The 25,108-nt window shown below is 69.5% G+C and carries 14 protein-coding genes; all 14 read left to right on the forward strand.

Features of this window, described 5'->3' with window-relative positions; translation table 11 throughout:
• Positions 1-188 precede the first annotated feature (188 nt).
• The 14 genes from purL (at position 189) to gspD (ending at position 24,858) form a co-directional block, all read left to right on the forward strand.
• Positions 189-4,073, forward strand: a complete 3,885-nt coding sequence (purL, locus tag ARC23_RS16340; RefSeq protein WP_152985292.1) for a phosphoribosylformylglycinamidine synthase — start codon at positions 189-191, stop codon at positions 4,071-4,073.
• 427 nt (positions 4,074-4,500) lie between these two features.
• On the forward strand, positions 4,501-12,024 hold the full coding sequence (locus ARC23_RS16345; protein WP_057498172.1) for an ESPR-type extended signal peptide-containing protein: 7,524 nt from the start codon (positions 4,501-4,503) through the stop codon (positions 12,022-12,024).
• Positions 12,025-12,181: 157 nt separating this feature from the next.
• A complete protein-coding gene (locus ARC23_RS16350) occupies positions 12,182-14,035 on the forward strand; it encodes a S8 family peptidase (RefSeq protein WP_057498173.1) in 1,854 nt (617 codons plus the stop codon).
• A 136-nt stretch (positions 14,036-14,171) separates the two neighbouring features.
• Positions 14,172-15,893, forward strand: a complete 1,722-nt coding sequence (gene gspE / locus ARC23_RS16355; protein WP_057498174.1) for a type II secretion system ATPase GspE — start codon at positions 14,172-14,174, stop codon at positions 15,891-15,893.
• A 24-nt stretch (positions 15,894-15,917) separates the two neighbouring features.
• Positions 15,918-17,138: a type II secretion system protein XpsF gene (gene xpsF, locus ARC23_RS16360; RefSeq protein ID WP_057498175.1), complete on the forward strand. Its 1,221-nt coding sequence runs from the start codon at positions 15,918-15,920 to the stop codon at positions 17,136-17,138.
• A 48-nt stretch (positions 17,139-17,186) separates the two neighbouring features.
• Complete coding sequence (gene gspG, locus ARC23_RS16365) at positions 17,187-17,630, forward strand: type II secretion system major pseudopilin GspG (protein ID WP_057498176.1); 444 nt, start codon at positions 17,187-17,189, stop codon at positions 17,628-17,630.
• A 6-nt stretch (positions 17,631-17,636) separates the two neighbouring features.
• Positions 17,637-18,131, forward strand: coding sequence for a type II secretion system protein XpsH (gene xpsH, locus ARC23_RS16370; protein ID WP_057498177.1), 495 nt, complete (start codon positions 17,637-17,639; stop codon positions 18,129-18,131).
• Positions 18,128-18,553, forward strand: a complete 426-nt coding sequence (gene xpsI, locus ARC23_RS16375) for a type II secretion system protein XpsI (RefSeq protein WP_057498184.1) — start codon at positions 18,128-18,130, stop codon at positions 18,551-18,553. The genes xpsH and xpsI overlap by 4 nt, the downstream gene beginning before the upstream one ends.
• Positions 18,550-19,182: a type II secretion system protein J gene (locus ARC23_RS16380; RefSeq protein ID WP_057498178.1), complete on the forward strand. Its 633-nt coding sequence runs from the start codon at positions 18,550-18,552 to the stop codon at positions 19,180-19,182. The genes xpsI and ARC23_RS16380 overlap by 4 nt, the downstream gene beginning before the upstream one ends.
• A complete protein-coding gene (locus ARC23_RS16385; RefSeq protein ID WP_057498179.1) occupies positions 19,179-20,042 on the forward strand; it encodes a type II secretion system minor pseudopilin in 864 nt (287 codons plus the stop codon). Before ARC23_RS16380 ends, ARC23_RS16385 begins: the two co-directional genes overlap by 4 nt.
• Positions 20,039-21,181: a PilN domain-containing protein gene (locus ARC23_RS16390; protein ID WP_057498180.1), complete on the forward strand. Its 1,143-nt coding sequence runs from the start codon at positions 20,039-20,041 to the stop codon at positions 21,179-21,181. Before ARC23_RS16385 ends, ARC23_RS16390 begins: the two co-directional genes overlap by 4 nt.
• Positions 21,156-21,872, forward strand: a complete 717-nt coding sequence (gene gspM / locus ARC23_RS16395) for a type II secretion system protein GspM (RefSeq protein ID WP_080393103.1) — start codon at positions 21,156-21,158, stop codon at positions 21,870-21,872. The genes ARC23_RS16390 and gspM overlap by 26 nt, the downstream gene beginning before the upstream one ends.
• Positions 21,862-22,650: a hypothetical protein gene (locus ARC23_RS16400; protein ID WP_057498182.1), complete on the forward strand. Its 789-nt coding sequence runs from the start codon at positions 21,862-21,864 to the stop codon at positions 22,648-22,650. The genes gspM and ARC23_RS16400 overlap by 11 nt, the downstream gene beginning before the upstream one ends.
• A gap of 9 nt (positions 22,651-22,659) precedes the next feature.
• Entirely contained in the window at positions 22,660-24,858 is a 2,199-nt protein-coding gene (gene gspD, locus ARC23_RS16405; RefSeq protein WP_057498183.1) for a type II secretion system secretin GspD, read from the forward strand.
• Positions 24,859-25,108: the final 250 nt, after the last annotated feature.

A 25,108-nucleotide genomic window follows, 5' to 3' on the forward strand; every position in this document is an offset into this window, starting at 1 on the left:
GGGTTTCGGGGGCCCCCCCCCACCGGACCCCCCCCGCCATCCCACGGAAATCCTGCTTTTGCTTTGGCAGCTGCTGTTGCTGTTGCCGTTGCCCTGGCCTCGGCGGGTGCCGGGCGCCGCCCGGCCAGAGCCCTTCCCCCGCTTCCGGTACAATGTCGGGCCCGTTTCCCAACTACGGTTCCCCGGACATGATGGTCCTCGAGGGCGCGCCCGCCCTGTCGCCGTTCCGCCGCGAACGTCTTGAATCCCGCCTGCAGTCCATCGCTCCCTCCCTGCGCATCAGCGGTGCCTGGCACGTCTACTTCGTGCAGCCCGAAGGCAGCGCCGCCCCCGACCTGATCACGCTGTGCCGCATCCTCGAGGCTGCGCCGCAGTCCGAGGCAGTGGCCGACGGCGCGGTCAGCCGCATCGTGGTGCCGCGCCTGGGCACGCTGTCGCCATGGTCGAGCAAGGCCACCGAACTGGTGCGCGGTGCCGGGCAGCCGGTCAGCCGGGTCGAGCGTGGCCTGCGCATCGACGTGCAGGGCTGGCCCGCCGATGCCGCCGCCCAGCAGGCGCTGGTCAAGGTGCTGCACGACCCGATGACGCAGTCGGTGCTGGAAACGGTCGAACAGGGCCAGGCGCTGTTCTCCGCGCCGGCCCGGGGTGAACTGGAACGCGTGCCGGTGGACCAGCTGGAGGCCGCCAACCAGCGCCTCGGCCTGGCCATGGCGCAGGACGAGATCGACTACCTGCGCGAACGCTTCACCGCGCTGGGCCGATCGCCGTCCGACGTCGAGCTGATGATGTTCGCGCAGGCCAATTCCGAGCACTGCCGCCACAAGATCTTCAACGCGAGCTGGACCATCGACGGCCAGGAGCAGGACCGCTCGCTGTTCCGGATGATCAAGAACACCCACCAGCAGACCCCGCAGCACACGCTCAGCGCGTACAGCGACAACGCCGCAGTGATCGAAGGCCATCCGGCGTCGCGTTACCGCCCCGATCCGGCCAGTGGCGAATACCGCCGCGAACCGAAGGTGCCCAGCGCCTTCCAGATCAAGGTGGAGACGCACAACCATCCGACCGCGATCGCGCCGTTCCCGGGTGCCTCGACCGGTGCCGGTGGCGAGATCCGCGACGAAGGCGCGACCGGCCGTGGCGGCAAGCCCAAGGCAGGCCTGACCGGCTTCTCGGTCTCGCACCTGCGCATTCCCGAGCTGCCGCAGCCGTGGGAAGCGCCGCGCGCGCTGAACCCGCGCATGGCGCCGGCACTGGAAATCATGACCGACGGCCCGCTCGGCGGCGCCGCGTTCAACAACGAGTTCGGCCGCCCGAACCTGCTCGGCTACTTCCGCAGCTTCGAGCTGCCCGAGGGCGCCGATCTGGTCCGCGCCTACGACAAGCCGATCATGCTGGCCGGTGGCCTCGGCGCCATCGACCGCATCCAGGTCGACAAGATCAAGCTGCAGGCCGGCGACGCGGTCATCGTGCTCGGTGGCCCGGCGATGCTGATCGGCCTCGGCGGCGGTGCCGCCAGTTCGGTGGCCTCCGGTGAAAGCGCCGAGGACCTGGATTTTGCCAGCGTGCAGCGCGACAACCCGGAGATGGAGCGTCGCTGCCAGGAAGTCATCGACCGCTGCGTGGCGATGGGGGCCAACAACCCGATCAAGTTCTTCCATGACGTCGGTGCGGGTGGCCTGTCCAATGCCATCCCCGAACTGCTGCACGACTCGAACGTCGGTGGCGTCATCGACCTGGGCAAGGTGCCCACCGATGACCCGTCGCTGTCGCCGATGCAGCTGTGGTGCAACGAATCGCAGGAGCGCTACGTGCTTGGCGTGGCCCAGGAGCGCCTGGCCGAGTTCGCCGCCCTGTGCGCGCGCGAGCGCTGCCCGTTCGCTGCCGTTGGCGTGGCCACCGCTGAAGAGCACCTGGTGGTTGCCTACGGTGCCGTGCCGGGCAACACCCCGGCCGACGCGCCGATCGACCTGCCGATGGACGTGCTGTTCGGCAAGCCGCCGAAGATGCACCGCGACACCGCGCACCCGCCGGCACCGCGCTGGCCGGCGCTGAAGACCGGCGGCCTGGACCTGCAGGAAGCCGGCCTGCGCGTGCTCGCACATCCGACCGTCGCCTCGAAGAACTTCCTGGTCACCATCGGTGACCGCAGCGTCGGTGGCCTGACCGCGCGCGAACAGATGGTCGGCCCGTGGCAGCTGCCGGTGGCCGACGTGGCGATCACCCTGGCCGACTTCGATGGCGTGGCTGGCGAAGCGATGTCGATCGGCGAGCGTACTCCACTGGCCCTGCTCGATGCGGCGGCTTCGGCACGCATGGCCGTGGGTGAAGCGCTGACCAACCTGTGCGCGGCCCCGGTCGATGCGCTGGATGAAATCAAGCTGTCGGCGAACTGGATGGCCGCGGCCGGCCACCCGGGCGAAGACGCGCTGCTGTACGACGCGGTGAAGGCGGTGGGCATGGAACTGTGCCCGCAGCTGGACATCAGCATCCCGGTGGGCAAGGACTCGCTGTCGATGCAGGCGCAGTGGCACGACCAGGGCGAAGCGCACAAGAGCGTGTCGCCGGTGTCGCTGGTGATCTCGGCGTTCGCGCCGGTCGCCGACGTGCGCCAGCAGCTGACCCCGCTGCTCGACCGTGACGTGGACAGCGAGCTGTGGCTGATCGGCCTGGGTGCCGGCAAGCAGCGCCTGGGCGGTTCGATCCTGGCCCAGGTGCATGCCGACCACGGCGATCTGCCGGCCTTCGCCGGTGCCGCCCCGGACCTGGACGACCCGCAGCGCCTGCGTGGCTTCTTCGAGCTGATCCGCGATGCGCGCCAGGCCGGGCTGCTGCTGGCCTACCACGACCGCAGCGACGGCGGTGCCTTCGCCGCGCTGTGCGAGATGGCGTTCACCTCGCGGCTGGGCCTGGACATCACCCTCGATGCCTGGGGCGATGACCCGTTCCGCAGCCTGTTCAACGAAGAACTGGGTGCGGTGGTGCAGATCGCACGCGAAGATCGCGCCGCGTTTGCCGACCTGGTCGAACGCCATGCACTGACCGAATGCGCGCAGCGCATCGCCAAGCCGACCACGGCACCGGTGGTGCGCGTATCGCTGGGCGGCGAGAACTTGGCCGAGTGGCGCTGGGAGGCGCTGTTCGACGCCTGGTGGTCGGTCACCCACGCGATGCAGAAGCGCCGTGACAACCCGGCCAATGCCGATGCCGAACGCGAGGTCGCCCGCGCCTTCAATGCGCCGGGCCTGAAGCCGAAGCTCAGCTTCGACCTCAACGAAGATGTCGCCGCGCCGTTCATCAGCACCGGTGTGCGCCCGCGTGTAGCGGTGCTGCGCGAGCAGGGCGTCAACGGCCAGATCGAAATGGCCAACATCTTCGAACGCGCCGGCTTCCGCGCCTTCGACGTGCACATGAGCGACCTGATCGAAGGCCGCGTAGCGCTGCAGGACTTCACCGGGCTGGTCGCCTGTGGCGGCTTCAGCTACGGCGACGTGCTCGGTGCCGGCCGTGGCTGGGCCACTTCGATCCTGGAACGCAGCGCACTGCGTGATGCCTTCGCCGCGTTCTTCGCGCGCGAGGACAGCTTCGCGCTGGGCGTGTGCAATGGCTGCCAGATGATGAGCCAGCTCAAGGGCATCATCCCCGGTGCCGAGCACTGGCCGCAGTTCCGCCGCAACGCCAGCGAGCAGTTCGAAGCGCGTACCGCACTGCTGGAAGTGGTGGAATCGCCGTCGATCCTGCTGCGTGGCATGGCCGGTTCGCGCCTGCCGGTGGCGGTGGCGCATGGCGAAGGCCAGGCCGTGTTCGACAACGCCGTCGACCAGGCCGCGGCCCGTGTCTCGCTGCGCTACATCGATGGCAATGGCAAGGTTGCCAACCAGTACCCGCTGAACCCGAACGGTTCGCCGGACGGCATCACCGGCCTGACCAGCACCGACGGCCGCGTCACCATCATGATGCCGCATCCGGAACGTACCCCGCGCGCGCTCAACCTGAGCTGGGCACCGGCCGAGTGGCAGGGCGATTCGCCGTGGATGCGGATGTTCCGCAACGCACGTGTCTGGTGCGGCTGATCGCGCAACCCACAATGCCTTTGCGTATGGGAAACCCGCCGGAGTTCCGGCGGGTTTTTCTTTGCCCTCAGGAAAATGCTGACGTGGCCATCAGTTACATGCGTTTTCATGCGTCGGATAATCGTCACGCACGCCTAACAAAATACTTTCATAAACAGGTGAAAGAGTGAACTGCTTCACGGCAACGGGATTTGCCATGTCAAAGTCTTGACGTTTTTCGAAGTTGCCGTTAACACTTGAACCCCGTTTCAGAACCATTCATTCCGCAGTAACCGGCTGGCGCACGCGCTCGGTTTCTTCCGCTGCGCGCCATTCGGCAATACCCCGTAGTAAATCACGCGAATAAACGCCCCCAGGGGACGTTGGGCCAGAAGGCCCGGCGGTGGCGTTGCTTTGCCCAAAACCAGTCCACTCAGGAGCCGTACCGATGAATCGGATTTATCGCAAGGTCTGGAACAGAGCATTGGGTCAGTTGGTGGTGGCCTCGGAATTGGCCTCCTCCGACAGCAGCGGAGGTGTTGTCGACCAACGCACCGCGACGACGCAGGCAACACCGGCCCTGCTGGCCGCTGCACTGGGCCTGGTACTGGGAGTGGGCATGGCCGGCAGCGCGGCGGCGCAGTCGGTGCAGATCGGTGGCAGCGCCACCTGCGTGGCGTTCAGCGGCAAGCTGCTGGAAAAGTGCCTGATCGAGGGCAGCGCCAGTGCCAAGGGCAGCAACGCGGTGGCCATCGGCGCCGGTACCAGCGCCAGCGCGGCCAACAGCGTGGCGCTGGGCGCCGGCTCCAAGGCCACCCGTGCCAACACCGTATCGGTCGGCGATGCCGGCAAGGAACGGCAGATCACCCATGTGGCCGCCGGCACCCAGGCCACCGATGCGGTGAACAAGGGGCAGCTGGATGCGCAGGCGCGCGCCACGCAGGCCGCGCTGGCGGATGTCGCCGCAGATGGAAACCGCTACTTCAAGGCCGATGGCGCCGGTGATGACAGCGACGCAGCGAAGATCGACGGGCAAGGCGCGGTAGCCGCCGGTGCCGGTGCCCAGTCGTTGGCCAACGCCACGACCGCCATCGGTACCCAGGCCATTGCCGCCGGCCTGGGCGCCAGCGCGTTCGGCCAGGGCGCATTGGCGATCGGTGACGCCAGCGTGGTGGTCGGGCAGAGCGCTGCGGCGTTTGGTCTTGGTGACACCGCCGTCGGCGCCAGCGCCTATGCCGCCAGCGAGAACGGCGCGGCCACCGCACTGGGTGCGTTGTCCGAAGCAAGCGCCGACGGCGCCACTGCCGTCGGTGGCGGTGCCGTGGCGATGGGCCCGGGCAGTACCGCACTGGGTCGCGGCGCCACTGCCGGGAACGAAGCCTCGATTGCGGTCGGTGCATTCAGCACCGCCGTGGGCGACTACAGCACCGCGCTGGGCTCCAATTCGGCGGCGGTCGCCACCGGCAGCGTGGCGCTGGGCGCCGGCTCGCTGGCTGATCGCGTCGATACCGTCTCGGTCGGCGCCGTCGATTACGGCCTGACCCGGCAGATCACCAGTGTCGCCGCCGGTACCGAAGACACCGACGCGGTCAACGTGGGCCAGTTGAAGGATGTCGCTGCGGTGGCTGACGCGACCGCCAAGCGTTTCCAGGCCACGGGCAGCAGCAACAGCGATGCGGGCGCGCTGGCCGAAGGTGACGAGGCACTGGCGGCCGGCGAGGCGGCCAACGCGATCGGCAACGGCGCCACCGCTGTGGGCGCGGGCGCCAATGCCGTTGCGCAGAACGCGACCGCCGTGGGCAACAACGCGCTGGCCTCGGGCCAGAACAGTGCCGCGTTCGGCAACAACGCACAGGCCAACGGCCCAGGCAGCGTTGCCGTGGGTGGCGCTGCGGTGGATGCCGATGGCAACCCACTGATCACCAGTGGCGGCGTGCCGGTGGAAACCGGCGCCACCAGCGCAGGTGTCGGTGGCACTGCGGTGGGCGCCAGTGCTGAAGCCAGCGGCTTTGCGGCGTCGTCCTACGGCGTCGGCGCCTATGCCGCCGGTGCCCAGGCCTCCGCGTTCGGAGCCGTCGCCAATGCCATCGGTGATTACTCCACTGCGCTGGGCACGCAGAGCAACGCCACCGGCACCAGCAGCGTAGCCATCGGTGGCCCGGCCGACCTGATTCCGGGCCTGGGTTTCTTCGTGCAGACCCAGGCCAGCGGCGAAGCGTCGACGGCCGTCGGCGCCGGTGCCATCGCAAGCGGTGACCGCGCGGTGGCCAACGGCAGCCTGACCGAAGCGTCCGGCGCGGAATCCACCGCCGTCGGCTACTTCGCGTACGCCCCGGGTGAGAATGCCAGCGCGCTCGGCGCGCAGACCTGGGCCAGCGGCGCACAGAGCACGGCCGTCGGGTACTACGCCACCGCCCGCGGCGCCAACAGCGTCGCGCTTGGCGCGAATTCCGAAGCGGTGCGCGCCAACAGCGTGGCCGTGGGCAGTGCCGGCAACGAACGGCAGATCACCAGCGTGGCCGCGGGCAGCGAAGCCACCGATGCGGTGAACAAGGCGCAGCTGGACGCCGTGGCCAGTACCGCCGACAACACCGCCCGCTTCTTCCAGGGCCAGCCGGAAGCGGGCAGTGATGCCGGTGCGCTGGCCGAGGGCGAAGGCGCGGTGGCGGCCGGCTCGTCGAGCAATGCGATCGGCGCCGGCGCGGTTGCACATGGCGCCGCCGCTTCGGCCATTGGTGACGACGCCGTGGCGGTGGGGCGCAACAGCAACGCCACCGGCAACGGCGGTGTTGCCATCGGTGGCCTCGGCCAGGCCTACGACGAGTACAACCAGCCGATCATCGGTGCAGACGGCACGGCGCAGCAGGTGGGCACCACCGCTGTCGCCGATGCGACCGCGGTCGGTAGCGGTGCACAGGCCACCGGTGCGGCGAGCAGCGCGTTCGGCAATGCGGCCAAGGCCAGCGGCGACAACAGCTTCGCGGCCGGCGGCACGTCGCGTGCGACCGGCAGCTACGCGGTCGCGGTCGGTGACAGCGCCTTTGCCAGCAGTGACGACAGCACCGCTGTCGGCGGTTACAGCTGGGCAACGGCCAGCGGCGCAGCAGCATTCGGTTCCGGTGCGTGGGCGACGGCCACCAACGCCTCGGCGTTCGGCAACGCGGCCTGGGCCAGCGGCAGCGGCGCGACTTCCGTCGGCTACAACAGCTGGGCCAACGGGGCCAGCGCCACGGCGGTCGGCCGCGGTGCCTTCGGCTATGGCGACAACAGCGTGGCACTGGGCTTCCAGGCCCTGGGCAACAGCCTCAACAGCATCGCCATCGGCACCAACACGGTGGCCGGCGGTGAAAGCGCGATCGCGCTTGGCGCTGGCAGCAACGCCAGCGCCAGCAACGCTGTTGCGCTCGGAGCCGGTTCGGTTGCCAGCCGTGCACGCACGGTGTCGGTGGGCAGCGGCGGCAACGAGCGCCAGGTCATCAACGTCGCGGCGGGTACCCAGGCTACCGACGCAGTGAACAAGGCACAGCTGGATGCGGTTGCGACCACCGCTGCCACCACCAGCCGCTTCTTCCAGGCCAGTGGCAACGGCGACGACGTAGCCGGTGCACGGGTGGAGGGTGACAACGCACTGGCGGCCGGTGATGCCGCCAACGCCATCGGCAATGGCGCTACCGCACTGGGCAGCGGCGCCAACGCGCTGGCCAGCAACGCACAGGCGCTGGGCTTCAACGCGTTGGCCACTGCGGCCAATGCCAGCGCCGTCGGTGCCAACGCACAGGCCACGGGCGAGTACGCCACCGCGCACGGTGCGGAAAGCGAGGCCAGCGGCGAGCAGAGCGCGGCGTTCGGTGCGGCCAGCATCGCCAGCGGTGCCGGTAGCACTGCCAATGGCGTGCTGTCCGAAGCGTCCGGTGAAGAAGCCGTGGCCGTGGGCTACTTCAGCAACGCCAGTGGCGATGCGGCCACCGCTGTCGGCAGCGAGAGCGTGGCCAGTGGTACGGCGTCGGCGGCATTCGGTATCGGTGCCGAAGCCAGCGGCGGCTACAGCACCGCCATCGGTGGCTACGCGCAGGCCTCGGCGTTCAACGCCACTGCCTTTGGCAACTTCGCCAATGCATCCGGCTCCAACAGTGTGGCGGTGGGTGGCGATTCGGAAGCCTCCGGCGCCTACAGCACCGCCACCGGCCAGGGGAGCCTGGCCACCGGCACCAACAGCGTCGCCGTTGGTGGTTCATTGTTCGGCGTGCTGGCCACCGAGGCCTCGGGCAACTACTCCACCGCAGTGGGTGGTGGCGCCTGGTCGGGCGGCATCAACAGCACCGCGCTGGGCAACGCTGCCGAATCGCGCGGCGCCAACAGCGTGGCGCTGGGTGCCGATTCGATCGCGGATCGCGACAACACCGTGTCGGTGGGGGGCGGCGGCAACACCCGCCAGATCACCAACGTGGCCGATGGCACGCAGGGCAATGATGCGGTCAACAGGAACCAGCTCGACGCCGTAGCCGCGGCAGCGGAAAAGACCAGCCGGCAGTTCCAGGCCAGTGGCAATGCCGACGGTGAAACCGGCGCGCTGGTGGAGGGCGACAACGCGCTGGCAGCCGGTGACGCGGCCAACGCGATCGGCGCCGGTGCCACCGCGCTCGGCAGTGGTGCCAATGCGCTGGCCGCCAACGCCACGGCAGTCGGTATCGATGCGCTGGCCACGGGCAACAACGCCGCGGCGCTGGGCAGCACGGCCCAGGCCACGGGCGAAGACAGCCTCGCGCTGGGAACCGGCGCCGGCGCCAGCGAGCTCGGTGCCAGCGCGGTCGGTGCGCGTGCACAGGCCAGTGGTGCGTACAGCACTGCAACCGGCACCGAGTCCAACGCCAGCGGCACGCAGGCATTGGCCAGCGGCTTCCGCAGTGCCGCCTCCGCCGACGGCACCACCGCTGTCGGTGGCTATGCCGAAGCCAGCGGTCGCCTCGGCACCGCATTGGGCTACGGCTCGGCAGCCAGTGGCGCCAACACCACCGCGGTCGGCTTCGGTGCCGCTGCGGCCGGTAGCGGTGCCGTTGCGGTCGGCCAGTCGAGCGAGGCCAGTGGCGCCGAAAGCGTGGCCATCGGTGGCAGCACCTTCTTTGGCCTGATCCCGTCGCGTGCCAGCGGCACCGGCGCGGCGGCCTTCGGTGCCGGCGCCTGGGCGACCGAGGATTACGCCACGGCGATCGGCTGGAACTCGTGGGCGGATGCGGCAGATGCCACTGCGCTGGGTGCCAGTGCCACCGCCAGTGGGTTGAACAGCGTGGCACTGGGCGCCGGCTCCAAGGCCGAGCGCGACAATACCGTGGCCGTGGGCAGCGCGGGCGGTGAGCGCCAGGTGACGCATGTGGCGGCGGGCACCGAGGCCACCGATGCGGTGAACAAGGGCCAGCTGGACGCGGTGGCCAGCGTTGCCGACAAGACCAGCCGCCAGTTCCAGGCCAGCGGCAATGCCGATGGCGAAGCAGGCGCACTGGTGGAGGGTGACAATGCGCTCGCCGCTGGCAATGCGGCCAATGCAATTGGCAACGGCGCGACCGCACTGGGCAGCGGCGCAACGGTGGTCGCGGCCAATGCCACGGCGGTCGGCGTCGACGCACTGGCCACGGCCGAGCGGGGCGTGGCCATCGGCAGCGGTGCCAGCAGCACCGCAGGCGGTGCCGTCGCGCTGGGCGCGCAGAGCAGCAGTGGCGGCGCCGCCAGCGTTGCGATCGGCGCGCAGTCGCAGTCGCAGGGCATCGGGGCGACCGCTGTCGGCGGCATGGCCGAGGCCGCCGGCCTGGCGGCCACTGCAGTGGGCTACGGCGCGATCGCCGATGGCCGCGAAACCACGGCAGTCGGCAACTTCGCACAGGCCACTGGCTGGCGCGCCACGGCGTTCGGTGCGGGCGCCAGCGCCGGCTTCTTCGGTACCGCCGTAGGCAGTGCTGCGCAGGCCGCCGATGTGTCCACGGCGGTGGGCCAGGGCACCATCGCGCAGATCGCCGGCGCCGGCTTCGGCGTGCAGGCCAAGGCTGGCGAGTACGGCACCGCTCTGGGCAACAACGCCGCGACCGGATTGAACGGCGTGGCGGTCGGCTTCAATGCACTGGCCGGACAGGATGCCGCCAGCGCCAGCGCCGCCCAGTTCACTACCGCCATCGGCAGTGAGGCGTGGGCTACCGAAGACGGCGCCACCGTGGTCGGTTACAACAGCTATGCGCAGGCCAGCAACGCGACGGTGCTCGGCAGCAACACCTGGACCACCAAGGACGCCGGTAACAGCGTCGCATTGGGCGCAGGCTCGCTGGCCGACCGCGCCAACACAGTGTCGGTGGGTGCCGCGCAGGAGTGGGTCGATGCCGCCGGCGTCACCCACAGCGCGATCAACCGCCAGCTCACCAATGTCGCGGCCGGTACGCAGGCCACCGATGCGGTGAACAAGGGCCAGCTCGATGCAGTGGCCGCCACCGCCGATGCGGTCGGCCAACGCTTCAAGGCCAATGGTTCGGGTACCGCCAGTGCCACCGGCACCGATGCCGTGGCCATCGGCGGCAACGCCAGCGCCAGTGGCAGCCGCAGCAATGCGCTGGGCAGTGGCGCCACAGCCATCGGCAACGCGGCGCTGGCACTGGGCGCCAACAGCGGCGCCAGCGGCAACAACTCGGTGGCATTGGGTGCCGGTTCGCGTGCGCTGGAGGCCAATGTGGTCTCGGTCGGCGGTGGCAACGGCACCGCCGGTCCGGCCACCCGGCGCATCGTCAACGTGGCCGACGGCCGCATTGCCGCCGGCAGTACCGATGCGGTCACCGGTTCCCAGCTCAATGTCACCAACCAGCGCGTGGGCGCAGTGGAAACCCGCGTCGGTGATTTCGACGCGCGTATCGCCACGGTCGAGACCACGGCGGCCAGTGCGGTCGGCTATGACGATGCCAGTCGTGAGCGCCTGACCCTGTCTGGCATCCAGGGCACCACCATCGACAATGTCGGCGCCGGCAGCATTGCCGCCGGCAGCCGCCAGGCGATCAATGGCGGACAGCTGTTCCAGTCGCTCAGTGACGCCGCCAGTTTCCTCGGCGGCGGTGCCAGCGTCGGCATGCAGGGTGTGTTCGTGGCGCCGAACTATGTGATCCAGGGGGCTACCTACAGCAACGTCGGCGATGCGCTGGGCGCGCTGGACCGAAAGGTCAGCGAGATCGACCGCCGCACCGCCGGTGGCACGCGTGCCGGGACTGCCAGCCTGCGCGCAATGAGTACCGCGCTGGATGACAGCCCGCTGGCCAGCGCCGCTGATGCACCTGCAACGGCCGATGCGGCACCGGCCAGCACCGCGCGCGTGCAGGGCACGCCGACGGTAGCCGCAGCAGGCGCTGGGATTCCGGTCGGCACCCCGGCGACCGGCGCCAATGCGGTGGCCATGGGCGAGGGCGCCGTCGCCAGCGGCGCGTCGTCCACAGCCATTGGCCAGGGCGCGAACGCCACTGCGGCGAACGCCGTGGCACTGGGCCAGGGTTCGGTCGCCGATCGTGCCAACACCGTGTCGGTTGGCAGCGAAGGCAACGAACGCCAGGTCACCAACGTCGCCGCCGGCACAGCCGCTACCGACGCCGTCAACAAGGGCCAGCTGGACCGTGGCGTGGCCACGGCGAACAGCTACACCGACAGCCGCGTGCAGGCCGTGTCCGACAGCTTCGATGTGTTCAAGGGCGAGATCGACGGACGCCTGCGCCACATGGACCGCCGCATCGACCGTCAGGGCGCGATGAGTGCCGCGATGCTCAACATGGCCACCAGTGCCGCCGGCATCCGTACCCAGAACCGGGTCGGCGTCGGCATCGGTTTCCAGGGCGGCGAGTCGGCGATGTCGCTGGGCTACCAGCGCGCGATCAGTGATCGCGCCACGGTCACCATCGGCGGCGCCTTCAGCAGTGATGACAGCTCGGTCGGCGTCGGTGCCGGCTTCGGCTGGTAAGCCACTCCACTGCGCCGGCGGCCACCCACGCCGGCGCCACACCTGCAATGAGGGCCTGGGGGGAGGTCACGGCAATCCCGGCTGGGCCGGCCGGGAGTCGTCAAGGAATGATGGCCGCAGTGTTGGTTCGATCCATGACCCAGAAGAGGAATTCGACGTGATCAAGAAGCAGAACCTTCGCATCAATGTGCTTGCCGCCGCCGTGCTGTCGATGACGGCTGTCGGGGCCGTCCACGCGGCCGGGTTGCCGACCCGTGAGCCGGTGCGCCAGGCCAGCACCGCCGAGCCGGGCACCCAGCGCATCATCGTCAAGTACCGTGCCGGCACCGCTGCGGCGGGTGACCGTTCGGCCAAGCTGTCCACCGTGCAGTCGGCGCTGACCCGCGCCAGCCTGTCCGGTGGCACTGCCCGGGCCAGCACGCTCGGCCCGCAGGTCGTGCGCAGGCTGGGCGTCGGTGCCGATCTGATCCGCCTGCAGGGGCGCCTGGCGCCTGCCGAACTGCAGCGCGTGCTGAAGGAACTGAAGGCCGATCCGGCCGTGCAGTACGCCGAGGCCGATGTGAAGCTGCGCCGCAGCGAACTGCGCGCCGGTGACGTGCAGCCGGCGCTGGCGCCGAATGATCCGTACTACCAGCAGTACCAGTGGCACCTGCACAACGCCACCGGCGGCATCAACGCACCGTCGGCGTGGGACGTGTCGCAGGGCGAAGGCGTGGTGGTGGCGGTACTCGACACCGGCATCCTGCCGCAGCACCCGGACCTGGTCGGCAATCTGCTGGAAGGCTACGATTTCATCAGCGATGCCGAAACCTCGCGCCGCGCCACCAACGACCGCGTCCCCGGCGCGCAGGACTACGGCGACTGGGTCGAGAACGACAACGAGTGCTACACCGGCTCGCTGGCCGAGGACAGCTCCTGGCACGGCACCCATGTGGCCGGTACCGTGGCCGAGCAGACCAACAACGGTGTCGGCATGGCCGGTGTCGCGCACAAGGCCAAGGTGCTGCCGGTCCGCGTGCTCGGCAAGTGCGGTGGCTACCTTTCCGACATCGCCGACGCCATCACCTGGGCCTCCGGCGGTACCGTGGCGGGCGTGCCCGCCAATGCCAACCCGGCCGAGGTCATCAACATGAGCCTCGGTGGCAGCGGCAGCTGCGACGGCACCTACCAGGAGGCGATCAACGGCGCGATCTCGCGGGGCACCACCGTGGTCGTGGCCGCAGGCAACGAGACCGACAACGCCTCCAAGTACCGTCCAGCCAGCTGCGACGGCGTGGTCACCGTCGGCGCCACGCGTATCACCGGCGGGATCACCTACTACTCCAACTACGGCACCCGCGTGGACCTGTCCGGTCCCGGCGGTGGCGGCAGTGTGGACGGCAATCCGGGCGGCTACATCTGGCAGTCCGGCTCCGATGCGGCCACCACGCCAGAGTCGGGCAGCTACAGCTACATGGGCATGGGCGGCACGTCGATGGCCTCGCCGCACGTGGCTGCCGTCGCTGCACTGGTGCAGAGCGCGCTGATCGCCAAGGGCAAGGATCCGCTGGCCCCCGCTGCGATGCGCACCCTGCTGAAGGAAACCGCGCGTCCGTTCCCGGTCAGCATCCCGACCGCCACCCCGATCGGCAGCGGCATCGTTGATGCCAAGGCGGCGCTGGCCAAGGCACTGGAAGAGCCGTGCACCGAGAACTGTGGACCGGTGGCGACGCCGCTGACCAACAAGGCCGCCGTGGGGGGCCTGAACGGCACGGCCGGCAGCAGCCGCCTGTACAGCTTCGATGCAGCCGCTGGCAAGCAGTTCAGCGTGATCACCTACGGTGGCACCGGCAACGTCTCGGTCTACATCGCCCAAGGGCGCGAGCCGAGTGCCAGCGACAACGATGGCAAGTCGACCCGTCCCGGCACGTCCGAAACGGTACGGGTGAACAAGCCGGTGGCCGGCACCTACTACATCAAGGTGGTGGGTGAGGCGGCCTACAGCGGGGTGAGCATCCTTGCCACGCAGTAAGCCTTTCCTGTCGTAATTGAACGGCCGAGGCCCGTCATCCTGCGTGACGGGCTTCGTCTTTTTACGAAAGGTGGTGAAGGGGCGGCGTAAATCATGGCTTAACTGCTAAAGTCGAGCCGATTGACAGGAGAGTCATGTGAACGCGCTCGCTGCTACCGCTACCGACGACGCCGAAGGCCGCATCCTGGATGCGCTGCTGGCGCGTGGCCGGCTCAAGGAAGCCGATCTGGCGCGCGCGCGGCCGCTGCATGCGGAGGCCGGTGGCAGCCTGCTGGGGCTGTTGGTGCGATTGGGCCTGGTGTCCGAGCGCGACCAGGCGCAGGCCAGCGCCGAAGTGCTGGGCCTGCCGCTGCTGGAGGGCCGGCAACTGCCCGAAGCGCCGCCGCAGGCGCTGGCCGACGGCCTGCCGCTGTCGCTGCGCTTCCTCAAGCAGTTCCATGTGTGTCCGCTGGACGTCAATGAACAGGGCATGCGGCTGTGGCTGGCCGACGCCCACGATCCCTACCCGCAGCAGGCCGTGCAGCTGGCGCTGGGCGTGCCGGTCACCCCGGTGCTGGGCATGCGCGCTGAAATCGACGATCTGGTGGAACGCTGGTTCGGTCAAGGGCGCAGCGCGATGGGCGCGATCGTGGAAACCGCCGACGGCGAGGGCGGTGCGGTCGACGACATCGAACACCTGCGCGACCTCGCCTCCGAAGCACCGGTCATCCGCCTGGTCAACCTGGTGATCCAGCGTGCGGTGGAACTGCGCGCCTCGGACATCCACGTCGAGCCGTTCGAAAGCCGGCTGAAGGTGCGTTACCGCGTCGACGGCGTGCTGGTGGAAGGCGAAAGCCCGCCGGCCAACCTCACCGCCGCCGTGATCAGCCGCATCAAGATCATGGCCCGGCTCAACATCGCCGAGCGCCGCCTGCCGCAGGATGGCCGCATCATGCTGCGCGTGCAGGGCAAGGAGCTGGACCTGCGCGTGAGCACGGTGCCGACCGCGCATGGCGAAAGCGTGGTGATGCGCCTGCTCGACCGCGAAACCGTGGTGTTCGATTTCCACCGGCTCGGCTTCACCGATGCGTTCCTGCCACAGTTCCGCAAGGTGCTGGAGCAGCCGCACGGCATCCTGCTGGTGACCGGCCCGACCGGTTCGGGCAAGACCACCACGCTGTACACCGCGCTGAGCCAGCTCAACACCGCCGACGTCAAGATCATCACGGTCGAGGATCCGGTCGAGTACCAGATCGAAGGCATCAACCAGATCCAGGCCAAGCCGCAGATCGGCCTGGATTTCGCCAACGCCCTGCGCAGCATCGTGCGCCAGGACCCGGACATCATCATGATCGGCGAAATGCGCGACCTGGAAACTGCGCGCATCGCCATCCAGTCAGCGCTGACCGGCCACCTGGTGCTGTCCACGCTGCACACCAACAATGCGGCAGGCGGCATCACCCGCCTGCTCGACATGGGCGTGGAGGATTACCTGCTCACCTCCACCATCAACGGCATCCTGGCCCAGCGCCTGGTGCGCCGGCTGGAGCCGACCCATGCCGAGCGCTACGAAGCCTCGCCCGAAGAGATTGAACGCTTCGAGCTGCGCCGCCTGCAGCCGCAGGGGCCCATCCATCTGTATCGTCCCGTGCCGTCGGCGCTGGCGCCGACCGGTTACCTCGGCCGCACCACCATCATGGAATTCCTGGTGATGAACGATGCGCTGCGGCGGGCGGTGATGCGCCGCGACGGCATGGGCGAGATCGAACGCATCGCCCGCGAAGCCGGCATGCGCACCATGTACGAAGACGGCCTGGCCAAGGCACTCAGTGGGCAGACGACCCTCGAGGAAGTGCTGCGCGTCACCGAGGAAAGCTGATGCGCGCAGGACCCCGGGGCTGACATGCCGAACTACCGTTACAAGGCACTCAATCCGCACGGCGAGATCTTCGACGGGCAGATGGAGGCCGCCAGCGAGGCCGAGCTGGTGGCGCGGCTGCAGGACCAGGGCCATCTGCCGATGGAGACGCAACTGGCCGACGGCGGCGCCCTCGGTGGCAGCAGCTGGCGCAACCTGCTGCGCCAGCGCCCGTTGCAGGGCCCGGCACTGCTGCAGTTCACCCAGCAGCTGGCGACCCTGCTCGGTGCCGGCCAGCCGTTGGATCGGGCGCTGTCGATCCTGCTCGGCCTGCCGGAAGACGAACGCTCTCGGCGCGCGATCACCGACATCCGCGACGTGGTGCGCGGTGGCGCGCCGCTGTCGACCGCACTGGAGCGCCAGCACGGCCTGTTCTCGCGCCTGTACGTGAACATGGTGCGCGCCGGTGAAGCCGGTGGCAGCCTGCATGAAACCCTGCAACGCCTGGCCGACTACCTCGAGCGCAGCCGCGCGCTGCAGGGCAAGGTGATCAATGCGCTGGTCTACCCGGCGATCCTGCTGGTGGTGGTGGGCGGTGCGCTGCTGTTCCTGCTCGGCTACGTGGTGCCGCAGTTCGCGCAGATGTACGAGAGCCTGGACGTGGCGCTGCCGTGGTTCACCAACGCGGTGCTGCAGCTGGGCCTGTTCGTGCGGGACTGGTGGGTGCTGCTGCTGGTGGTGCCGGCAGTGCTGGCGCTGCTGTTCGAGCGCAAGCTGCGGCAGCCGGCATTCCGCCTGGCACTGGATGGCTGGCTGCTGCAACGGCGGGGCATCGGCCGCCTGATGGGCGAACTGGAAACCGCGCGGCTGGCGCGCACGCTCGGCACCCTGCTGCGCAACGGCGTACCGCTGCTGGGCGCGCTGGGCATCGCCCGCAACGTGCTCGGCAACCGTGCGCTGGCCGCCGACGTGGAAACGGCGGCAGACGAAGTGAAGAACGGCGCCGGGTTGTCGCTGGCGCTGTCACGCGGCAAGCGTTTCCCACGCCTGGCGCTGCAGATGATCCAGGTAGGCGAGGAGTCCGGCGCACTCGATACGATGTTGCTGAAGGCGGCCGACACCTTCGAACAGGACAGCGCGCGCCGTATCGATCGCCTGCTGGCGGCCATGGTGCCGGCGATCACCCTGGTCCTGGCCTCGGTGGTCGGCGCGGTGATCGTTGCCGTGCTGGTGCCGCTGTACGACCTGACCAATGCCATCGGTTGACGATGGAATGCCCCGCAACCCCGATACCCGCAACAGAAAGGACCGTCCATGATTGCTTCCCGTCGACCGATCCGCCTTTCCTTCACCGCTGCACGCCACCAGTCCGGCATGAGCCTGCTGGAAATCATCATCGTCATCGTGCTGATCGGCGCGGTGCTGACCCTGGTCGCCAGCCGCGTGCTGGGCGGTGCTGACCGTGGCAAGGCCAACATCGCCAAGGCGCAGGTGCAGACCGTGGCCTCCAAGATCGACAACTACCAGATCGACACCGGCAAGCTGCCGGGTTCGCTCAATGATCTGGTGACCGCACCGGCCGGCGTCGGCGGCTGGCTGGGCCCGTATGCCAAGCCGGCCGATCTGAACGATCCGTGGGGCCACGCGCTGGAGTACCGCGCGCCGGGCGAAGGCCAGCCCTATGAGCTGGTCAGCCTGGGCAAGGACGGCAAGACCGGCGGCAGCAGTGTCGACGCCGATATCCGCTACCAGCCGTAAGCCTGCATGAGCGCTTTCCTGCCGCGCCGGCTGCCCCGCCCGCGCCTGCACGGCAGGCGCGCAGGGGGGCTGTCGCTGCTGGAAATGCTGCTGGTGATCGCGTTGATCGCGGCGATCGGCCTGATCACCGCGGCCGGCCTTTCACGGGGCTTTTCCGGCATGCAGCTGCGCAGTGCCGGCAAGGACATCGCCAACCAGCTGCGCATGGTGCGCGCGCAGGCGATCGCCCGCGGCGAGCCGCAGCGCTTTGTGATCGAGCCGGAGCGGCGGCGCTGGGAAGGTGCCAACCAGCGTCACGGCGAAGTGCCGGCGCAGGTGCAGGTTGCGTTCGAAGGGGCCGCACAGCTGGCCACCGCGCCGGGCCAGGGCGTGATCGAGTTCCATCCCGATGGCGGTTCCAGCGGCGGCCGCATCCGCCTGCAGCGCGACGGCGCCGAATGGCGCATCGATGTCGGCTGGCTTACCGGTGAGGTCCGCTCGGGCCCGTGGCGGGCACCATGAAGCGGCGCGCACGCGGCTTCACCCTGCTGGAAGTGATCATCGCCTTCGCCCTGCTCGGCCTGGCGTTGACCCTGCTGCTGGGCAGCCTGTCCGGTGGCGCCAGGCAGGTGCGCGACGCCGAGCTGCGCACGCGCGCGGTGCTGCATGCGCAGTCGCTGCTGGCCGAAGCCGGTGTTGCTGCGCCGTTGCAGGCCGGTCGCCAGCAGGGCGAATGGGAGCAGGGCCGCTACCACTGGGAGCTGCAGGTGCAGCCGTGGGTGGAGCCGCGCGCCGGCAACGCCGCGCAGGCACAGGCGCAGTCGCCCGGCACGCCATGGCTGGCCGAACTGCAGCTGCAGGTGCGCTGGGGCGACAGCGAGCGCGAGCAGCTGCGCTGGCGCAGCCTGCGCCTGCTGCCGCCGGACCTGGAGAGCGCGCGATGAAGCGACGCGCTGCCGGCTTTACCCTGGTCGAAGTAATGCTGGCCACCGTGCTGCTGGCCGGTGGCCTGGCACTGGCCTTCGCCAGCGTGCGCTCGGCGATGGCCGTCAGCCAGCGCGGCGAACAGATCGCGGCCGACAGCGAACGCATGCGCGCGGTGCAGGCGCTGCTGCGGCGGCAACTGGCCGGTGCGCTGCGCACGCCGCTGGAAGTCCCCGATCCCACCCGCGAGCCGATCTTCTTCCAGGGCGAGGAACAGCGCATGCAGTTCGCTGCCGACCTGCCTGGCTATCTCGGCCGGGGCGGCCCCTACCTGCATGCCCTGCAGGTCGATGGTCGCCCGGGTCACCGCCGCCTGCTGCTGGACCTGGTGCTGCTGCAGGAAGGGGAACGCATCGCCGAGGTGCCGCCGCGCCCACCGGAGCTGCTGGTGGACGAGCTGAAATCGGTTCAGCTGCGCTATCGCGGCATCGACCCCGGTACCGGCCAGCTGACCGACTGGCTGCCGCGCTGGGACGATACCCGGCGGCTGCCGATGCTGGTGGAGATCCAGATCGTGCCGGCTCGCGGCGCGCCCTGGCCCGCACTGGTGGTGGCGCCGCGCGCGGGTGGCAGCGGGGGGCCGCGATGAGCCGTTCACGCGGCGCGGCACTGGTGCTGGTGCTGTGGCTGATTGCGCTGATGACCGCGCTGGTGGGCGCGTTCGCATTGAGTGCACGGGTCGAGCATCTGCAGCAGCGGGTGCTTGATGACGGCGCTCGCGGCCAGGAGCGCGCGCGGGCCGGGCTGGAGTATGCGCTGACGCGCCTGTCCGCCGATCCGCAGCGCGCACCCTGGCGCGCCGATGGCCGCCTCTATCGCTGGCAGTTCGACGACGCCACCATCGAGATCAAGGTGCTGGACGAGAACGGCAAGATCAACCTGAATCTGGCCGATGTGGCCCTGCTGACGGCCTTCCTCAAGGCGCTGGGCGAGGACGACGGCGTGGCCCGGCAGTTGGCCGGTGCCATCGTCGACTGGCGTGACGAAGACAGCCTGGTGCAGGCCGGTGGCGGTGCCGAAGCGCCGGACTACGCCGCAGCAGGGCTGCCCTATGGGCCGCGCAACAAGCGTTTCGAGACCCTGGGTGAGCTGCAGCGGGTGCTGGGCATGCGCGGACCGTTGTATCGGGCGATGCTGCCGCATGTGACGCTCTACAGCCGCCAGGCGCGGCCCGATCCGCAGTTCGCCGGTGCACCGGTATTGACGGCGCTGGGCCTGGATGCGGAGCAGGCGTTGGCGCAGCGCGCGCAACAGGAGCGTGACGCCGGTGGCGAAGCGGGTGCGACAACGCTTGCCAGCGCCAGCGGCACCTATAGTATCGAGTGCCGTGTCACCGACGACAGCGGACGCCGGTCGGTGTTGCAGGCAGTGGTACGCAATGGCTCGGGCGGGGTTCCCGGGCAGACCTACACAGTGCTTCGCTGGGAGCAGGGAATGGCAGCAAGATGACAGCTTGGCAGGACAGTCTGCGGCAGGTGCAGGGCCGGATCGGCCCGGGCACGGGCCGTTTCCTGCGTTGGTGGCGGAACGGGTTGCTGGCCTGGGTGCCGGTACGCTGGCAGTGGGCGCTGGGCTGGGGCCAGGCACGCCTGCTGTTGCTGCGTGACGGTGACCACCTTCAGGTCTGGCGTGAAGCCGGCGAGCGCCGCGAAGACGTGGTGCGCCTGCCGTGGCCGCTGTCGCCCCAGGCACTGGACCGGGTGCTGGAACCGCGCCTGCGCGGCCTGCCGCGGGTGTGGCTGTTGCCGGCCGCCGACGTCCTGCGGCGCACCCTGCGCCTGCCGGGCGCGGCCGCCGACCGCCTGCGGGCCGTGGTCGGTTTCGAGATCGACCGGCAGACGCCCTTCGAATCGTCCCAGGTCAGTTTTGACGTACGCGAACTGGGCCTGGCCGCTGAAGGCCAGCTGCAGGTGGAGCTGGTTGCCTGGCCGTTGCGCCGTCTGGATGCCTGGCGCGCCGCCGTGGGCGAGTGGGCCGACGCGCTTGCCGGGGTCGACGCCATCGACGCGCAGGGCCGGGCGCTGCAGGTCAACCTGCTGCCCCCGGCGCAGCGCCAGCAGCGACCGGACCCGATGCGGCGCTGGAACGTGCTGCTGACCGTGGCGGCCCTGCTGATGCTGGTGCTGGCGGCCATGCAGTTGCTGGACAACCGTCGCGCCGCCGCCGATGAACTGCGCGCGCAGGTCGAGCGCAGCGCACGCAGCGCGCGTGGCGTGGCCAGCGAGCGGGCGCAGCTGCAGGCCCTGGTCGAGGGAGCGGCGTTCCTGGAAAAGCAGCGCAACCAGCGTGCAGGCACGGTCGAAATCTGGAACGAACTGACCCGGCGCCTGCCGGAAGGCACCTACCTGGAAAAACTGGCGATCGAAAGCAACAACCTGCAGCTGATCGGCCTCAGCCGCGAAGCCTCGCAGCTGGTGCAGCTGCTGCAGGACGCGCCGCAGTGGCGCAAGGTCAACCTGACCGGCGTGTTGCAGGCCGATGGCGCCGCCAGTGGCCGCGACCGCTTCACCATGACCGCCGAGCTGCAGCCGCTGGCCGCCGCCCCCACCGCGGAGGCGGCCGATGCTGATGCCAAACGCACGCCGTGACCGCTGGCTGGCGCTGGCCCTGCTGCTGGCCGGGCTGGGCCTGGCCTACCTGCTACTGGTGCATCCGTGGTTCACCCAGCCGCTGCGTGAGATCGATGCCGATGTCGCGTCGTTGCGCGAACGCCAGGCGCGCGTGCAGGCGCAGCTGCAGCAGCAGCCGCAGATCGAACAGCGACTGCGTGCCACCCGCGAGGCCCTGCTGCAGCGTCCCGGCTTCCTGCGCGAGGCCACTGCCGAGGCCGCTGCCGCCGCCCTGGGTGCCAAGCTGCAGGATGCGGTGGCGATGGCCAGCCCAGGCAACCGCAGTTGCACCATCAGCAACCGCACGCCGTTGACCGACAACCGGCGCGATGCCGAGTTCGTCCGCGTCGCCATGCAGGTACGGCTGCGCTGTGGCGTGGCCGAACTGGCCACGGTCCTGCACAGCCTGGAAACCGGCAGCCCACGCCTGTTCGTGGACAACCTCAACCTCATCGCACAGCGTTTCCAGCAATCGCCGAACGAATCGGGGCTGGGCCTGGACGTGTCCTTCGAACTGGCCGGCTATCTGTTGCCGGGTGCGGCCGGCGAGGGTGCCGCACCGGCTCCGGCGCCGGCCACCGAAGCCGCGCCGGCGGCACCGCCGGCCGAGGCGCCCGCACCGGCACCGTTGCCGCCGCCCCAAGGACAGGAGGTGGCCGATGAAGCGTGAGCAGATCAGCCTGCGCACCGGCTTCCTGCTGGCCTTGGCCGGCTGGGCCGGTGCCGTCTGGCTGGCCACCCTGTTCGGGCTGGGCAGCCGCCTGCCGCAGGCCGGCGGCGATGCCGACGCGGCGCCACCACTGCCTACCCTGGCGCCCCTGGCCGCCGAGCGCATGGCCAGTGCCGACAGTTACAGTGCCATCGCAGCGCGTCCATTGTTTGCCGAAGACCGCCGCCCCCGCCCGTACCTGCTGGGCGGCAGCGAACCGGCGGCCAGCGCCGCGCTGCGTCTGACCGGCGTGCTGCTCAGCGGCGATTTCGGCATGGCCACCTTCAGCACCGAGCAGAACCGGTCGCTGCGCCTGCGCCTGAACGGAGAGGCGGTGGACGGCTGGCAGCTGGTGGCCCTGCAGCCGCGTCAGGCAACGGTGATCGGGCCCGGTGGCAACCAGGTGCTGGAACTGGCTGTGTTCAATGGCCAGGGCGGCGAACCACCGACCGTGCTGCGTGGCGCCAACGGCGTACCGCCTGCGGCCGGCAGCGCCGTGCCGTCGCCGGTCCCGCCGCCACCGCCGGCAGCGGCCGCACCCCCGCCGCAGGCGGCACAACGCCCGGCCACGGCCGCTGCGGTACCCCCGGCCGCACAGACACCTCCCGCCGACACCAATGGCCCCAGCGAAGCGCAGATGCAGGCCATCCGCGAACGCATCCAGGCCCGTCGCCGCCAGCTGCAGCAACAACAGCAGCAACAACCGTCGCCGCCCCCGGGCGATGGCACCAACCGATAGAGTGAATGCATGAACCTGCGTTTTCTTCCCTGGTCCTTTGCCCTTGCGCTGCTGGTCGGCTGCAGTACGGTGTCCGCGCCGCACGTGCAGCGCAACGGCAACCTGTCGCCCAGCGCCGCTGCCGGGCAGGCCGCCGATGTCGCCGCCGATGCCGCCCGTGAGAGCCAGGGTGCGCCGCAGGCGGTGATCCGCCGCGGCACCGGCACCATGATCAACCGCGAAGCCGCACGCGCACCGTCCCCGGCGCTGCACGGGGCCAGCACGGGCGAGGCCACGTTCAACTTCGAAGGCGAATCGCTGCACGCGGTGGTCAAGGCGATCCTGGGTGACATGCTGGGCCAGAACTATGTGATCGCTCCGGGTGTGCAGGGCACGGTCACCCTGGCCACGCCCAAGCCGGTGTCGCCGGCGCAGGCGCTGAACCTGCTGGAGATGGTGCTGGGCTGGAACAACGCGCGCATGGTCTACAGCGGCGGTCGCTACAACATCGTTGCCGCCGACCAGGCACTGGCCGGTACGGTGGCGCCCAGCACGGCCCCCGCTGCCAGCGCACGCGGCTTCGAGGTGCGGGTGATCCCGCTGCAGTTCATCTCGGCCACCGAAATGAAGAAGGTGCTCGAGCCGTACGCGCGGCCGAACGCCATCGTCAACGTCGACAGCGGCCGCAACGTGATCACCCTGGGTGGCACCCGTGCCGAGCTGGAAAACTACCTGCGCACCGTCGAGATCTTCGACGTCGATTGGCTGTCGGGCATGTCGGTGGGGGTGTTCCCGATCCAGTCGGGCAAGGCCGAGCAGGTCGCCGCCGATCTTGAGAAGGTGTTCGGTGAGGAGAGCAAGACGCCCAGCGCCGGCATGTTCCGATTCCTGCCGCTGGAGAATGCCAATGCCGTGCTGGTGATCACCCCACAGGTGCGTTACCTGGACCAGATCCAGCAATGGCTGGACCGGATCGATACCGCAGGTGGCAGTGCGCGCCTGTTCTCCTACGAGCTGCGTTACATCAAGGCACGCGATCTGGCCGAGCGCCTCAGCGAAGCCTTCGCCAGCAGTGGCAACCGTAGCGGTTCCAGCCCGGCGTCGCTGGCACCGGGTGCGATTCCGTCGCAGCTGGGCGGCGAGGGCGATCGCGGTATGGACAGCAGCAACAGCAGCCTTGGTTCCACCACGGGGGGAACGGGCAGCGGCAGCAGCGGCGGCAGCATGAACCTGCCGCAGCGCCAGTCCGGCAATGTCAGTGTCAGCCTGGAGGTGGAAGGCGATCGTGTCGGCGTATCGGCGGTGGAGGAAACCAACACGCTGCTGGTGCGTTCGACGCCGCAGGCATGGCGCTCGATCCGCGAAGTGATCGAGAAGCTGGACGTGATGCCGTTGCAGGTGCACATCGAAGCACAGGTGGCCGAAGTCGCACTGACCGGCGACCTGAAGTATGGCGTGAACTGGTTCTTCGACAACGCCGTGGCCGGGCGCGCGCTGACCGGTGCGCTCAGCGGGCTGACCCTGCCGCCCGCCGCCGGCGGTGCCTGGAACACCTTCGCCGGCGGCGTCACCGGCAACGATGGCGTCGGCTGGGCGTTCACCGGCCACAACGCGGCTGCGGTGGTCAGTGCACTGGACAAGGTGACCGACCTGCGCCTGCTGCAGACGCCGTCGGTGTTCGTGCGCAACAACGCCGAGGCCACGCTCAACGTCGGCGACAAGGTGCCGATCAACACCACCACGGTGAACACCGGCGTGGGCACCAGCACCTACAGCTCGGTGCAGTACATCGACACGGGTGTGATCCTCAAGGTGCGCCCGCGCGTGACCCGCGACGGCACGGTGTTCCTGGACATCGTGCAGGAGGTCAGCAGCGCCTCGGACGTGCCCGACAGCTGCAACCCCACCGAGCGCAACTGCAACCCGCGCATCTCGACCAAGAAGCTGTCCACCGAGGCGGCGGTGCAGAGCGGTGACACCATCATGCTGGCTGGCCTGATCACCGATTCGGCCACCGATGGCAGCAGTGGCATTCCGGGCCTGAGCAGGATTCCGGTGATCGGTGCGCTGTTCGGCCAGAAGACCCGTACCAGCCGTCGTTCGGAAGTGATCGTGCTGCTGACCCCGAGCATCGTCCGCAACGGCCAGGAAGCGCGCAATCTGACCGACGAGTACAGCAAGCGCTTCCGTGCGATGGAGCCGCTGAACCAGCCGCGCACGAAGAAGTAAGGGGTTACGGCCGGGCGGCGCCCGGCACCCGCCGAGGCCGGAGCAACGGCAACAGCCAAAGCCAAAGCCAAAGCCAAAGCCAAAGCCAAAGCAACAGCGGGTCTACTGAGGGACGGCGGGGCGATGTGGGTTGGCAGGACACGCCGTAAACCCCCAGACCGGCCCAGCCGCTGGCGGCTGTGCGTTCGGGCGCTTGCGAAGCAGTGCTTCGCAAGCAAAGCGCCCTCACCCATGGGGGCTCGATGGCGCC

It is taken from the genome of Stenotrophomonas beteli (assembly GCF_001431665.1).
In the GTDB taxonomy this organism is placed as follows: domain Bacteria; phylum Pseudomonadota; class Gammaproteobacteria; order Xanthomonadales; family Xanthomonadaceae; genus Stenotrophomonas; species Stenotrophomonas beteli.